This window comes from Labrys sp. KB_33_2 (assembly GCF_052114505.1).
GTDB lineage: Bacteria > Pseudomonadota > Alphaproteobacteria > Rhizobiales > Labraceae > Labrys.
The window spans coordinates 180,081-194,348 of record NZ_JBFREW010000003.1; the positions used below are offsets into that span (position 1 = coordinate 180,081).

12 protein-coding genes are annotated in these 14,268 nt (G+C 63.9%); 5 read left to right on the top strand and 7 right to left on the bottom strand.

Annotation, left to right across the window (positions count from 1 at the left end; genetic code table 11):
- Nucleotides 1–58: 58 nt before the first annotated feature.
- Nucleotides 59–1,444, bottom strand: a complete 1,386-nt coding sequence (locus AB4037_RS06435) for a sensor histidine kinase (RefSeq protein WP_441770928.1) — start codon at nucleotides 1,442–1,444, stop codon at nucleotides 59–61.
- Entirely contained in the window at nucleotides 1,441–2,115 is a 675-nt protein-coding gene (locus AB4037_RS06440) for a response regulator transcription factor (protein ID WP_434958651.1), read from the bottom strand. Before AB4037_RS06440 ends, AB4037_RS06435 begins: the two co-directional genes overlap by 4 nt.
- A gap of 344 nt (nucleotides 2,116–2,459) precedes the next feature.
- Here AB4037_RS06440 and AB4037_RS06445 point away from each other — a divergent pair, with 344 nt between their 5' ends.
- The 3 genes from AB4037_RS06445 (at nucleotide 2,460) to AB4037_RS06455 (ending at nucleotide 5,308) form a co-directional block, all read left to right on the top strand.
- Entirely contained in the window at nucleotides 2,460–3,050 is a 591-nt protein-coding gene (locus AB4037_RS06445; RefSeq protein ID WP_441770929.1) for a class I SAM-dependent methyltransferase, read from the top strand.
- A 13-nt stretch (nucleotides 3,051–3,063) separates the two neighbouring features.
- The gene (locus tag AB4037_RS06450) at nucleotides 3,064–3,735 is read left to right on the top strand and encodes a DedA family protein (protein ID WP_441770930.1); all 672 of its coding nucleotides are present in this window, start codon (nucleotides 3,064–3,066) and stop codon (nucleotides 3,733–3,735) included.
- A gap of 322 nt (nucleotides 3,736–4,057) precedes the next feature.
- On the top strand, nucleotides 4,058–5,308 hold the full coding sequence (locus AB4037_RS06455; protein ID WP_441770931.1) for a patatin-like phospholipase family protein: 1,251 nt from the start codon (nucleotides 4,058–4,060) through the stop codon (nucleotides 5,306–5,308).
- 6 nt (nucleotides 5,309–5,314) lie between these two features.
- Here the strand turns inward: AB4037_RS06455 and AB4037_RS06460 are convergent, their stop codons facing one another.
- Together AB4037_RS06460 and wrbA are read right to left on the bottom strand one after the other, a co-directional pair.
- Nucleotides 5,315–6,505, bottom strand: a complete 1,191-nt coding sequence (locus AB4037_RS06460) for an MFS transporter (RefSeq protein WP_441770932.1) — start codon at nucleotides 6,503–6,505, stop codon at nucleotides 5,315–5,317.
- Nucleotides 6,505–7,131, bottom strand: a complete 627-nt coding sequence (gene wrbA / locus AB4037_RS06465) for an NAD(P)H:quinone oxidoreductase (protein WP_441770933.1) — start codon at nucleotides 7,129–7,131, stop codon at nucleotides 6,505–6,507. Before wrbA ends, AB4037_RS06460 begins: the two co-directional genes overlap by 1 nt.
- A 99-nt stretch (nucleotides 7,132–7,230) precedes the next feature.
- Between wrbA and AB4037_RS06470 the strand changes: the two genes are divergently transcribed.
- Nucleotides 7,231–8,139: a LysR family transcriptional regulator gene (locus AB4037_RS06470; RefSeq protein ID WP_441770934.1), complete on the top strand. Its 909-nt coding sequence runs from the start codon at nucleotides 7,231–7,233 to the stop codon at nucleotides 8,137–8,139.
- A 209-nt stretch (nucleotides 8,140–8,348) separates the two neighbouring features.
- Nucleotides 8,349–9,611, top strand: coding sequence for a capsule biosynthesis protein (locus AB4037_RS06475; RefSeq protein ID WP_441770935.1), 1,263 nt, complete (start codon nucleotides 8,349–8,351; stop codon nucleotides 9,609–9,611).
- A 277-nt stretch (nucleotides 9,612–9,888) separates the two neighbouring features.
- Here AB4037_RS06475 and AB4037_RS06480 read toward each other — a convergent pair whose 3' ends face one another.
- From AB4037_RS06480 to AB4037_RS06490, 3 genes are all read right to left on the bottom strand, one after another.
- A complete protein-coding gene (locus tag AB4037_RS06480) occupies nucleotides 9,889–10,578 on the bottom strand; it encodes an outer membrane protein (protein WP_441770936.1) in 690 nt (229 codons plus the stop codon).
- Between the two features lie 261 nt (nucleotides 10,579–10,839).
- Nucleotides 10,840–12,171, bottom strand: a complete 1,332-nt coding sequence (locus tag AB4037_RS06485) for a glycosyltransferase family 4 protein (RefSeq protein ID WP_441770937.1) — start codon at nucleotides 12,169–12,171, stop codon at nucleotides 10,840–10,842.
- Entirely contained in the window at nucleotides 12,155–14,206 is a 2,052-nt protein-coding gene (locus AB4037_RS06490; protein ID WP_441770938.1) for a capsular polysaccharide biosynthesis protein, read from the bottom strand. Before AB4037_RS06490 ends, AB4037_RS06485 begins: the two co-directional genes overlap by 17 nt.
- Between the last annotated feature and the right edge of the window lie 62 nt (nucleotides 14,207–14,268).

The following is a 14,268-nucleotide window of genomic DNA, read 5'->3' on the forward strand; positions in this document are numbered from 1 at the left end:
CTCGCCGGCCTTGAACGTTATCCTCAAGGCGAGCGCGGGTCGACGAATGAGCGATCGCTCAAGACGGCGCCGTTCTCTCAGCCTGTCGGGACGCCAGGGGCAGGTCGATTTCCAGGCAGGCGCCGCCCGTGCGGTTGTTGGATGCGGCGATATGGCCGCCATGCAGGCGCACGATCTCGCGCACGAGGTTGAGACCGAGCCCCGCGCCGCGACCGTCCTGGCGCAGGCGATGAAACGGCTCGAAAATCCGTTCGGTTTCCGCAACGGGAATGCCGTCACCTTCGTCGCAGACCTCGATGCGGCCGCCGCGGTCGACGCGCACGCTGATGGTACCACGGCGCCCGCCATGATCGATGGCGTTCTGGACGAGATTGGTCAATGCCCGCTCGAGCGAGGTCTGGTCGCCTGTGATCAGGATCGGCCCGTCGTCGGCCTTGAAGTCCATCTCATAGCCGGCGGCAAAGGCCAGGGGGGCGAGATCGACGATCACCCTTTGGGCGAGCGCGGCGAGATCGACCGCCGTCGTCGGCCTGTCCTGCTGGTCCAGGCGCTGGAAATCGAGCAATTGCCCCGTCAGCACAGCCAGCCGATTGGCATCTTCCAGAAGCCGGCTTTTCTCCGCACCCGACGGCAGCGAAGCGATGCGGGTGGTCAGGATGGCGATCGGCGTTCGCAGCTCATGTGCCGCGTCCGCGAGAAAGCGCTGATGCCGTTCATAGCCATTGTCGAGGCGAACCAATGCGTCATTGACGGCCTTGACCAGAGGCAGGATCTCGGCGGGCACGCCGGACAGAGGCAGACGGACGCCGCGCTGGGCGATGTCGATGCGCTCGGCCTGCATTGCCGCCGCGCCGAGCCCCTTCAGCGCCCGTCGCACCACGATCGGTGTGACGATCAGGGTGACAAGCGCCATCAGCACGAAGAGCGGTCCGATCACGGTGGCCGAACTCAGCGATACGCCCCAGAACAGATGTTGCCAGGACATATGGCCTTGCGTGCCCGTGAGGATCTGCACGCGGCCGGCGGCGCTCTCGACCCATTTGAGCACGGCATCCGGCTTGTCGATGCCGGGCTGGTCCTCGCCGAGTCGCATCTGCTGGATAAGGCCGATGTCGGCCACGATCGCGGCGTAGTCGGCGGGAACTGTGCCTTCTTTCAGTTCCTGGCCCTGCTTGTCTCGGATGACGAACCACAGATCGGGGGCATCCTCCCGCAATCGTGCCAAATCGCCGGTTTTCGCCAGAGCGAGCCCACCATCCGCCTGGCGGACCACGGCATCGCGAAGCACATCAAGGGCACTGTCTTCATAGGCATCGACAATGCGTGCCGTACCCCAGACCGCAAAGACCAGGATCACCACGATGAGTGTGAGCATGACGGTCTGGAAGGCAACCAGCCGTTTGACCAGGCGCCAGCGCAAAGAGGGCGGGGCGGTGGCGATCATGGCGTCTCGCGCAGGAGATAGCCGACGCCGCGAATGCCGTTGATGGTGACGCCGGCGTCGGCGTCGGCAAGCTTGCGGCGCAAGCGTGAAACATGGGTATCGAGTGCGTTGGACTGGATTTCGTCATCCATGCCGAACACCGCTTCCATCAGGAAGGAGCGCAGCACCATGCGCCCCATGCGTCGCACCAAGGCTGCCAGCACCAGCAGTTCCCGCCGTGGCATTTCCAGCGGGATGCCGGCAACGCTGGCCTCCTGATGAGTGAAGTCGAAGCAAAGCCGCCCAACCCGCACCACGTGGGACTGCAGATGGGCGGGGCGGCGCAGCAAGGCCCGCAGCCGTGCCAGCAATTCCTCGAATGCGAAGGGCTTACCAAGATAGTCATCGGCGCCGTGTTCCAGCCCGGCGACACGGTCGGGCAGGTCGCCCCGGGCGGTCAGCACCAGTACCGGCAGGGCATTGCCGCTGGCGCGCAAGGTGGGAATCAGCGACAGGCCATCACCGTCCGGCAGCTGACGATCGAGCAGCATGGCATCGTGCACGCGATCGGAGAGCACGCCTTCGGCGGCGGCAATGCTCGAGACATGGTCGACGATCATGTCGTGGCGAACCAGGGCGGAGCGCAAGGCCGACACCATCTCCGGTTCGTCCTCTACCAGCAATACCCGCATTGTCCGTTCCGCCTTTTCTGTTCCGCTCACATCATTCCGCGCAGAAGCACATTACGCCGCCAGCATTGCATCAACCTTGCAGAGAAATCTCGCGCCCCGGCGGACAACGGATCGGAAGCGCCCTGGCGACAGGCTCCCGCAACCCAGGCATGGGACCAGTTGGTAATCGATTCGGTCACCTGAGAACCCATCGGACCCCCCTCGGCCGGTCGATCGCCCGTTCATTGGGAACGGGAACAGCCCTCATACCGTGGATGACCCGAGAATGTTATCGAGATTGATCGACCGACCCGTCGCGCAGAGCTTCGATCCCGCCGAGCCTCTCCTGCCCAAGGGAGGTCATGATGCCGGTTTCTGACGCATTGCCATTCTTCCGGGCCTGGATCAGCAACCCGCTTCGCGTGGCTGCCGTGGCTCCCTCCGGCAACGCCGTGGCCTCCCTGATGACGCAGGAGATCACGCCAAGGACCGGGCCGATTCTGGAGCTTGGCCCCGGCACGGGCCCCTTCACCCAGGCCCTGCTCGAGCGGGGTGTGCCGGAGCAGAACATCACCTTGGTGGAATATGACGCGACCTTCGCGCGCCTGCTCGGCCGCCGCTTTCCCCTGGCCCGGGTGTTCCACATGGATGCGGCGGAACTGGCAACGACCAGTCTCTATGTCGGCGCACCGGTTGGCGCTGTGATCAGCGGGCTCGGCATCCTGGCGATGCCTTCGGACAAGGCTTCGGCCGTTCTCACCGGCGCTTTCGCCTGCATGGCTCTCGGCGGGGCCTTCTATCAGATCACCTACGGTCCGCGCTGCCCGGTTAGGCGGGAAATTCTCGACGGCCTGGGCCTCGAGGCCGAGCGTACCGGCTGGACCATACGCAATCTTCCACCAGCGTCTGTCTATCGGATCAGGCGGCGCCGGTCCCTACTGCCGTCCGGGCTGTGAACCGATCATGGAGATGTCTCCCGCCATCGTCGCGATGCTCGGTTTCGGCCTCGCCGGCATCACCTGTCTGGCCGTCGCGGAAAAATTCCTGCCGGTCATACCTTCCTACATATTGCTGATGTTTCTGGGCATGGCAGCGCGCGATGGCCCCGGGCTCGCGGCCATGGTGATCGCCACCACGGTCGGGTCGACGATCGGGTCCGTGGGCTGGTATGGATTGGGCCGAGCTCTCGGCCCGCACCGGGTCGAAACCTTGGTGGCCGCCTACGGACGTTTCGTTCTGCTGCCGCTGCCTTTGTATCTGCGTCTGGTCGAGCGCTATCGGCGCAATCAGTTTTGGGCAACCCTGGTCGGCCATACGATTCCGACCGTCCGCGTCTATCTCGGCCTGCCTGCTGGTGTTTTCCGACTTGAACTGCGTCGGTTCATCCTGGCGGCCCTGCTCGGCAGTCTGGCCTGGAATGTCCCATTCCTGAGTTTGGGCTTCATACTGAAGGGCAGCGACCGTGATCCCCTCAGTCTAGGCCTTCTGGTCGCAATCGTGCTCGTCGGCGGTGAGTTCGCCATCCTTTGGGGAGTACGCCAGGTGCGACGGATGGAGCGCGTCCGGCTCGAACGGCTCGATGAGATAAGGCGTAGGGCGGATCATGACCGGCCAGCCCCTGCCCGCGGCGGGCGCTCTTAAAAAAACGCAGCGCCGGCGATCATGCAAGGCTCCTGCAATTGAGGGCCCGGAAAGTCGGTGTCGCTCCCTGCCAGCCCCCGCGCTGCGGAGGGCTGTTGCAGCGTTCCCGAATGTGATGATGATTGCCCCTCCTTCACGACGCCCCGCCTCCCGCCGATCATCCCTGGTCACCGCACGCCGGTCACACCTGGTGGTGTTTCTGGCGCTGGCTTGCCTGCTTGCCGGGTGCGCACCGGATACGCGGCCAACCAATGCACCGCTCGGACTCGTCACGGGCTCCATCCCGGCAAGCAGCCCAGCGCGGGGAGGCGATGTTGCAATCGTGCTCACCATTTCCGGTGGTGGCGCCCGTTCGGCCGCTTTCGGCTACGGCGTTCTCGCCAGCCTCGCCCAAACGCCCTCGACCGTCGCCGGCCGTAGCATGGCCGATGATGTCGCTGTGGCGGCGGGCGTGTCGGGGGGCGCCATGCTGGCTTCCTATTTTGCTCTGCATGGGCCGGCGGGATTGCCCGGCTTTCGGCGCGATTTCCTGGCGCGCAATGCCGAGGCCTCGCTGCGCACCAGCCTGAGCCCGACCAATCTGCTGCGCGGCTATCGCGGCGGCGTCAACGATCGCAACGGCCTGCCGCCATGGCTGGATGCCAATCTCTATCATGGCGCCACGCTGGGGATGCTGGATCGACCTGGCCGCCCCCGATTGGTGATCCATGCCACCGACCTCTACAACCGGGCGCCCTTCATCTTCGACCGAACATCCTTTGCCGCCATCTGCAGCAATTTCGACGATTACCCCCTTGCCTATGCGGTGGCGGCATCCGCGGCGGTACCCGTTGCCTTCGCGCCCATCACGCTGCGCAATTATCGTTCGAGCTGCCCGGCCGATGCCGAGGGTGTCCCGGCAGCCGGCGCAAAGGCGGACATCCGTGCCCAATCGTTGGTTGAGCGGCAATATCGGGAGGCGCTCGATCGCTATCGCAGTGCAGGGGATCTCAACTTCCTCAAGCTCTATGATGGCGGGCTCGTTGACGGCATAGGCACCTCCGCGCTCCTGCATCTCCTGAACCGGGAGGCTCCCGAACCGCTGCCGGCCGCGAGGGCGAGCCGGGTTCGGCACCTGCTCTTCATTGTGGTGGATGCCTCGACCCGTCTTGGTGGCAATCTTTCCGAGACGTCGGACAGCCCCTATGCCAAGGACGCGATCGTGGCGGCGACCGATGCCCTGATGAACATTCCCAATCTCCAGAGCTTCGACGAACTACGCCGCCGCCTGCCGTCCTGGCGGCGGGAACTGATGAGATGGCGTTGCCGCGGAACAACTCATCTCACCTGCCGTGACCTCGATGTCGCGATCATCCGGGTCGCCCTCGCGGATGTTCAGGAGCCTGCCATGGCGCGGCGAATCCTCGCCTTGCACAACACGCTCGCCCTCAAGCCCGAGGATACGGTCTTCCTGAGCGATCTTGGCAGCAGCCTTCTCGCCCGGCAGCCCGGCTATCAGCGTTTCCTGGCACGTCTGCGCGGGCGGTCGAATTCGCTTGCTCTCGCAAGCACCGAGGCTGATTTGTCGCCGTGACAACCCTCATGACCTCGTTGTCGCCCGGCTGAGGACCAGGGCGACGACGATGGCTGCGATGGCCGCCACGATGACGAGCAGGCCGGCCGATCGCCAGCCATAGGAATCGATGAACCCACCCACGGCGACCGACCCTACCACCTGGCCGAGGCTGCTGCCTTGCATGGCGAGGCCGACCACGATGGGAGCCAGGGATGTGGCGGGCGCCACGACAGGCGCGGAGGACAGCAATGTCGCCGGGATGATGCCGCCCACGGCCGAGAACAGGATGCACAGCAGCAGCGTCAGGCCGTCCGGAAAGATCTGCAGGAACACGCTGGGCGCGGTGATTCCCATCACCAGGCTGGCGCCCGCGATCAGGATGGCGCGGCCGGCACCACGCGAAAGGAGAAAGCCTGCCGCGAGATTGCCGATGATGTTCGATGCACTTGCCAGGGCGCTCAGCATGCCGGCGGCACCGTAACTCAAGCCCATATGCTGCATCAGCAGCACTGGCAGGAAACTGAACAGGGCAAAGAACATCAGGCTGTAGAGAGCAAAGCACAAGGCAAGCAGTGGGGGCCCGCCGGCCGTCACCACGGCAAGGACATCCCGGCCGAGGTGCTGCGGCGGAGGCGCACTCGACTGCTGTCCGCCCGGCACGGTGAGCAAGGCCGCCAGGATGGCAAGACATGCGATGATCGCACCGGACCACCAGATGGCACGCCAGTCGCTGAAAAGCGGGCCGGCGAGCATGGCGAGGGCCATGCCGGCCGGCATGAAACAACTCCACACGGCAAAAGCGAGATCGCGCCGCCCGACCGGGCAGATCCGGTTCAGGATGGCGGGACCTGCCACCGTGACCATCAGGAACCCGAGGCCTTCGACGATGCGTGAAGCGACCAGTGCGCCATAGTGGGAGGCAAGGGCGCCGAGGCCGCTACCGGCTGCGATGGCGCCCAGGCCCAGCAAGAGCACGCGGCGATCCCCGAAACCTGTGATGATCGCGCCCGCCGGCACCCCGCAAACCAGGCTGAGCATGGCAAAGATCCCGGCCAGCCAGCCAATGGCGCCAAGGGTAAGGCCGAGATCGGCCTGCAGCATGGGCGTGGCGATCAGCGCCTTGCCGACCTGCAGCGAGGCTGCGATGCCGCAGGCGACCACCACCATGGCCGGCCAGGCCGTGGTGGTGCTCGGCAGCGGGATGGTCGTGACCATCAGGCCGCCTCCTGGAGCCGCGCGGCAGCAAGGGCCCGGGCGAGATGGGCGACATGGCGCCCCTGGAAGCGCGCGCCGTCGAGTTCGTTGGCGCTGGGCTTGCGATTGCCGCCGCGACCGTCATCGGCCAGCGTCGAAGCGCCGTAGGGTGAACCGCCAGTGATCTCGTCCATGCGCGACTGGCCCTGGAAGGTATAAGGCAGGCCGGTAACGACCATGCCCAGATGCAGCAGCACGATATGGGTGGACAGGATCGTGGCCTCCTGCCCGCCATGCTGGCTGCCGGAGGAGGTGAAGACACTGCCGATGCGCCCGACCAGGGCATTGTGCGCCCATAGCCCGCCGGCTTGGTCGAGAAAGTTCTTCATCTGTGCAGCCATCGTGCCGAAGCGGGTCGGCGTGCCGAAGATGATGGCATCATAATCGGCCAACTCGGCGATATCGGCAATCTCCGCGCGCTGATCCCGCTTGTAGCCGGCGCGGATAGCGACCGCATCCGGTACGATTTCCGGCACCCTTTTCACCACGGCTCGTGCGCCGGCCTCGCCTACGCCTTCCGCCACCGCCTGCGCCATGGCCTCGATATGGCCGTAGGAGGAATAATACAGAACCAGCACGGACGTCATCGTCAACTCCTCGTCATTCCTGAATGATGGGAGCATGGCATTTCCTGTCTATCGATCGGAGTGATATAAATGGCATCAAATTGATCGAAAGAATTGATCATGATCGATGCCCTTACCCTGGATCAACTACGAATCTTCGTAACGGTTGTCGGCAGCGGCAGCTTTCGTTCGGGAGCTACCAGGCTGTCGCGCGTGCAGTCGGCGGTAAGCCATGCCATCGCCAATCTGGAGGCCGAACTCGGGCTGGCCCTGTTTGATCGCTCCGGTCATCGCCCGGTGCTGACCGTGGAGGGCAAGGCGCTGCTCGCCAATGCACGCGACATCCTCCTGCGCGTGGACGCCATGCGTGCCCGCGCCCATGGGCTGGGGGAGGGGGTGGAGCTCGAACTTTCCCTGGTGGTGGACACACTGTTTCCGACTGCCTGGATCGGCGCGGCACTCGAAGCAATGAGGCAGGACTACCCGTCGGTCGCGATCAGATTGGCCGTCGAACCGCTCGGCGGCCCGCTTGCCGCCTTGTTGGCCGGGCGCAGTGTGCTGGCCGTGATCACCGGGGAGAGCTTTCGTGATCCGCGCGTGTCGCTACAGGCCCTGTCCTCCATCGAAATCGTGGCGGTCGCTGCTGCGGGGCACGCTCTGGCGACGCGAAGTGACGACCAGGCGATCGAGGTTGCCGAACTCGCGGATCATCTGCAGATCGTTCTGGTCGATCCGACCACCTTGTCGGAGGGGCGGGATTTCGGCGTGTTGTCACCACAGACCTGCCGGGTCGGCGGCCAGGATACCAAGCACGCCATGATCCTGGCCGGCCTCGGCTGGGGCCGGCTGCCCTATTGGCAGGTGGAACGGGATCTTCTGGAAGGCCGTCTTGTCCGGCTGCGCACGAAGGATCTGGGCCGTCATGCCCGGACCGGCACGGAGGCCTATCTCGCCCATCGCCTCGACCAGCCGCTCGAGCCCGCCGCACGCGCCTTCGGCCGGGCGCTCGAACGCATTGCCGCAGAATAGAGCATCGTGCCGAAAAGTGGATGCCGGCTTTCGGCAAAAATGATGCTAGAGTGACAACCCACAACGTCGGACACGCGTCCGAAATGGGATCCGATGCTGCGGTGCCTACCGGAGAGGCACCCTGTCAAATCAGCCGTATGTACATATTTGCGGCAAGAACTATCAGTATGTCCAGGCTGTTCCAGTTTGAATCAATTATCGGATTGCCGATGCCGCGTCCCAAGTTCATTGTGCTGCTCCAGGGACCGGTGGGGCCCTTTTTTTCCGAGCTTGCGCAATCGCTCCTGGCGCGTGGCGACAGAGTCCTCAAGATCAATTTCAATCTCGGAGACCGCATCTATTCCAGGCGGATTCCGTTCGTCATGTTTTCCGACAGCCTGTCGGCTTGGCGTGGCTGGTTCTCACAGTTCCTGCTTGGCCAGAAGCCGGACAAGGTGATCCTGTTCGGTGACCAGCGCCCCTATCACCAGGTGGCCGTGGCCCTGTGCCGGGAGCTTGGTGTCGATGTCTGGTGCCTCGAGGAAGGCTATATCCGGCCCGATTATGTGACCGCCGAACGAGAGGGCAACAATGCGGCCTCGCCCCTACCGCGGGTCCTGTCGGCCTATGACCGCACCAAGGTGACCTCCATCGAGGCGCCGGTGACGATCCCGGCGACGAGCTTCAAGCCCATGGCCTGGTGGGCCTTCAAGTATTACGTGGCGATGTCGGCCGGCAATGTGGTGTTCCGGCAATACTCGCATCATCGCGAGCGTTCCTTGCTCGGCGAGGCGATGCTCTGGAGTCGCAATGCCATCCGCAAATACACCGATCGCTGGACCAATGCGAAGAAGATCATCGACCTCGTCGATCATTTCGACCGCAAATATTTTGTTGCGGCCCTTCAGGTCCACGATGATCTGCAATTGCGCGTCCATGGGGCGGGCTGGACCATGGAGCGCATGATCGAAGCCACGATCCGCTCCTTTGCCAAGCATGCACCGCCTGGCACCCGCCTTGCCTTCAAGGCCCATCCGCTCGACCGCGGACATCGGCCCTACCACCGTTTCGTGGCGCAGCTTGCCAAATTGGCGGGGGTGGCGGATCGGGTCTCCCTGATCGACGACGGGCCGACGGGACTGCTGATCCGGCACGCTCGTGGTATGATCACGGTCAACAGCACCACGGGAATTCTGGCTCTGCAGCGCAATTGCCCGGTATTCGTGCTCGGGAATGCGCATTATGCCATTGATGGCCTCGTGGCCCAGGGCGGCGAAGACAAGTTGAAACAGTTCTGGAACGCTCCCTTCCTGCCCAACGCAGCGGCGAAAAACGCCTTCATCAGTCACCTGGTGGTCGAGACGCAGATCAACGGCTCCTATTATCTCAGCCGTTACTTCGATCTCACTATCAGCAACCTGATCAGTCGCATCGACGACAATGTGGTGGAACTGCCGAAAAGAAGCCCTGCGCGTGTGCCGAAATCGGCTTGAAATCGCGTAACGGAACTTCGCATTCTCGAATAGTATGGTGAAGCATCCCGATGGCCAGCAGGAACGCAGGGCCGTCCAAACGCTACCATATCCCGGTGCCGCAAAGGCCATGCAGCTTTTATTTAGCCGACTTAGAATGGATGAGAGCGTGCTCTGATGGTGCTGGCAACGCCCGTCCATTTCTTACGCGCCCGTGTCGTTCTCGTCATTCCAACAAACAAAAACGGGGGCAAAAATGCCCCCGTTTATGCGATGAATCAAATGCAGCAGCGCTAGATCAGAACTTGTAGTTCACACCGAGGCGCACAGCGTGGAAGTCCGGCGAAGCCTTGGAATTGAGGGTGCCGCCGCCGCGTACCGTGTAGCTGCCGAAATTCACATACTGATATTCGATACGGCCCGAGATGTTGTCGGTGAAGGCGTATTCGACACCGGCGCCTGCGGTCCAGCCCACCTTGGTGTTGCTGTCGCTGAAGGAAGCGCCGTTATAGCTCAGCTTGTAGTCGATGTTGCCGTAGGCCAGACCACCGGTTGCGTAGATCAGGAAGCGATCATAGGCATAGCCGATGCGCGGACGCAGGGTGCCGTACCACTTGATGTCCGAGCGAGCGCGACCGGGAGCGCCAGCGACGACGCCATGCACGGTGTCCTTGATCTGGGCACCCTGGAAGTCGGTTTCGAGACCGACCACGATGTTGTCGAACTGGTAGTTATAGCCGGCCTGCAAGCCACCAAGGAAACCCTTGCCCGTCAGCTTGCCGATGTCGCCGATGAAAGTCGGATTATGAATGCCAACCGTATCGCGGCCGCCAAAGGCATAACCGACGTTCGCACCAGCATAAAAGCCCGTCCAGGAAAACGGCAGGACAACCGGTGCCACAGGCTCAACGGGTGCAGGCGCAAGATCGGCAGCGATAGCGGCCGTCGACGTGAGCAGGAGAGCAATTGCTGCTGCAGAGATTCTCATATGCGTTACTCCTAAAGGTAAGGTCACCATGCCAGTTTTCGAAACACGAGTCTGTAGCTTTGATGCAACAGGTAGCCCGGAAATAACATCTTCAGTTCTATGAGAGCCCGAAGGTGGAGGATCCGCCCGGCCAATGCAAGATAAGATGATTTGGCTGTAATCACAAAGGAGTTTTACCAAAGCTGGTTTGATAAAGTAGAAAATTGTATCTCAAATGGGAAAATTTCCCTAAGGTAGATGGTAGCATGAAACAGTCCTATCTCATGCTGGCCTCCCCCTGACGAAGTTGTTTTTCGAGGCCGAGTGCTGGAAATGATCGCGCATGACCTCGAGGGCCTGCTGTACGTGATCCTGCCATGTGGGCACGGCGACACGGGTGCTGAGCTCGAAACGGTCCGAGGCCAGTGTCGTCACCGCGCCCATCCATTGCGGCAGGTCGATGGGGTCGACCAGGCTGATGCCGTGATGGCCGGCAAGCTCCGCCACTTCGCGGTGGGCGGGAATATCGGAGGCGATCACCGGCACGCCGAGGGCATTGGCTTCGAGGATCGGCAGCCCGAACCCCTCCACCAATGACGGCTGCACCATGCCGTGAGCGCCGGCAATCAAGGAGGCCACGGCTCGGTCGCTGAGGTCCGAAACTTCCACGACGTGGCGGGCCAGCGGTGCCGCATGGGTCAGCAGATCCAGGACCTGATCGACCTTCCAGCCTCGCCGTCCCACCAGGACCAGGCGCGGACAGGCCGTACCGAGTTTCTCGGCGAGCCGGCGCCAAAGCAGCAGGAGCAGGGTGTGATTCTTGCGGGCCTCGATCGTGCCGAGACAGACGAAATAGGGTATTTGTGAGGGGGGTGGCCGCAGCGCCTGGCGGGTCAGGAACTCGTTCTCGACGGCCAGAGGCACCACCACGATGGGTGGCGCAGGGGAGCGGCGTTCGCCCCGCGGGGTGATCGTCGCCAGCCATGCGATGAACCGATCGCGCGAATAAGCCGAATTGGCGATGATCAGATCGGCATGCTGCAGCAAGGAAAGCATGCGTCGGTGATGCTTGTCCGCCTCCCCTTCGCGGCAAAACTCCGGAAAATCGATAGGAATGAGATCGTGCAGCATAGCGACGATGCGGGCGCCCCGCCGCTTCATCTCCCGAATTTTAAGCGTGTTTTCCAGGCCGGAGTGGGAGGTATTGAGATACACCGATCCGCGCAGGTCGGGAGGCAAGTCCCGGGTGCCGAAGACCTGCCGCATGCCGGCGAGCGCTACCCGGGCGGCGGAAGGCTCGGTACGGCCGGTTTCCGCCAGGCGGCGGCAGCCGCGTTCGGAGAGCCAGGCCGGTGCGGCCAGATAATCGGCCAAATCGCTGTAGATGCGATCCTCGTCGACGTCGAGGCCCTGCCAGGCCAGGTATTCCGTGGATGGTAGGAGCCTGTCGACACGCCGCAGGCCGTTGAAGCCGGGCATCTTGGCCACGAAGGAGACGTCGCCGGCGAGATCGGGCAGCAGCCGGATATAGGCGGCATCGACCCGGTCTATGCCGGTGGGCGTGGTGCGAATGAGCCGGCGCAGGTGCCGCGATACGTCAAAAAGAAACTGCATTGCGTGGCCACCAGCGTATGATTCGGCGCAAGGGGTTGGTTCTTCCGGCAGGGGCCTGGCGCGCCGCGCTCAACCAGGCCACCGCATCTTCGGCTTCCATTGGCAGCCGCCGGATGGGGTGAAGATAGGTCGGATAGAGGATGAGGGCGGCAGCCACCAATTCGTCGAGCGTGCGGCGCTGCGTGCGGCGCGGTATGGCGACGCGGTCGGTCGTCAGGCCCCAGCCGGCAAAGAAGGGCGCGCCGTGGCAGGTCACGGGCTTGTCTCGCAACAGGGCCTCGAATCCCGCCAGCGAGGTCCGCACATGCACTTCGTCGGCAAAGTCGATCCAGGCCGCCGCATCGCCCGACACTGCCAGATGATCGGCCAGGGCGCAGGCCTCGTTCCGATCGCTCAGGCCGGGCCGTTTGCCGGCCACCAGATCGGGGTGCTCCTTGAAGATGACGAAGGCGTCGGGGCAGTCCCGGCGGACGGCCCGGAGAAATTCGAGATTGCTGGCCTGGCAGGGCAGGCCCAGCTTGAGGGATTGGTCATCCGGCACTTGTCCCGTCACCAGCACGCGCCGGCGGCCCCGCGCCTGCCGAGGAACCTCGTCAGGCACGTCGCTGCTCAGATTATATTTGGTCAGGCCGGCCTGCAGGATCGCTTGGCGCAGCCGGGCGGCGCGATCGGTAAGTTCGGCAGGAAACGTGCCGGTTTCGAGCAGGGTTTCGAGGTCGCTGATGGCGGTTGCATTGTAATAGATGCCGCTGGCATCGAAGCACAGCGAGATCGGCACGGTGCCGGGGAAGCCGAGCCCGACCGATCTGAGGAAACCGTCTTCGACCGTGATCGCTGGTGCCCTCGCAGCCCCGCCGGCGGCGGAAGGCGGCAGACCCCAACTCAGCTGCCGTGCCTTGCCAGAGGCCGCTGCGCTGAAGCGAAGGGTACCGCCGGGGGCGGCACAGTAGCGCCGCAATATCGGCCGCTTGTGCTGTTTGATGGCGACGGCCTCGGTCTCCCCGCGCCAGTGGCCGGCATGGGCGCGCCAGCCTTGTAGCCGTGCGATCGCCTGTTCCGGGCTGGCGGCGCGACGGGTGATCGGATCGGCATAGAGCGGGTAGCGGATCAGGGCGGCATCGACGAGATCGACGATGTCGAGCGGGGCGCCGGTCCGTGCCTGAAGGCGGCGGGCCAAGGCTTCGTGCGCGCTCGGCCGGACCGGCCGGTCCTCGGTCAAATTCCAGCCGGCGTAGAAGGGCACGCCATAGCACCGCACCGGCAGGCCGCGCAGTAGGGCGTCGAAGCCGAGCTGGCTTGAGACGGTCCAGACCTCGTCGACCTCATCGAGCACGGCATGAGGGGAGACCGCATCATCGAGCCGGCGCAGATGGGCAGCGGCCGGGAGGCCGGAGAAGCTGCCTTGGGCTCGGCCCGCCATCACATCCGGATGGGAGCGGATGATGACCTGCGCGTCCTGCAGGGCGAGAGCATCGGCCAGCATGGCGGCAAAACTCGTCTCGTCGGCGCAGGCCCCGGCGATCGATAAATCGCCCGCGACCTGCTCCACCAGCAGGATCCGCCGGTTTCCGCGCGGCCCCAGCGACACGGGAGTGTCGGGAAGGTGATTATATTTGGTCAGCCGCCGTTGCACGATGTCTTCGCGCAGGGCGGCCGCGCGTGGCCGGGACGCGCGGAAATCCCCCCCCGCCAATTCGTGTTCGAGCCGCGACGGTGTGCGGGCGTCGTAATAAACGCCGAGGTCGTCCATCACCACCGAAACGGCGGCCGCCCCCATCTTGCCGAGGCCGACCGAGCGCAGGAAGCCGTCCTCCAGCGTGAAGAAGGGGCGGGAAAGCCGGGCAGCCCTATACCTGGCCCAGCGAGCCGGCAGCTTGCGGCCCCAGCCGGCGATGGCGTCAACCCGCGCTCCAGCCCGTTCCAGCGCCACCAGCCGGTAATCCGGCAGCAACTCGCCCAGATCGGGAAAGCGCAGCAGGGTGACCAAGGGCAGGCCGATAACGCTGCCAGGACGAGGCAACCAGGACTGATCCATCAGCTTCTACTCAATAGCGCCCAGGCCCAATGTGCCGGCGAACCTCTCGTGGCGGTAGATCA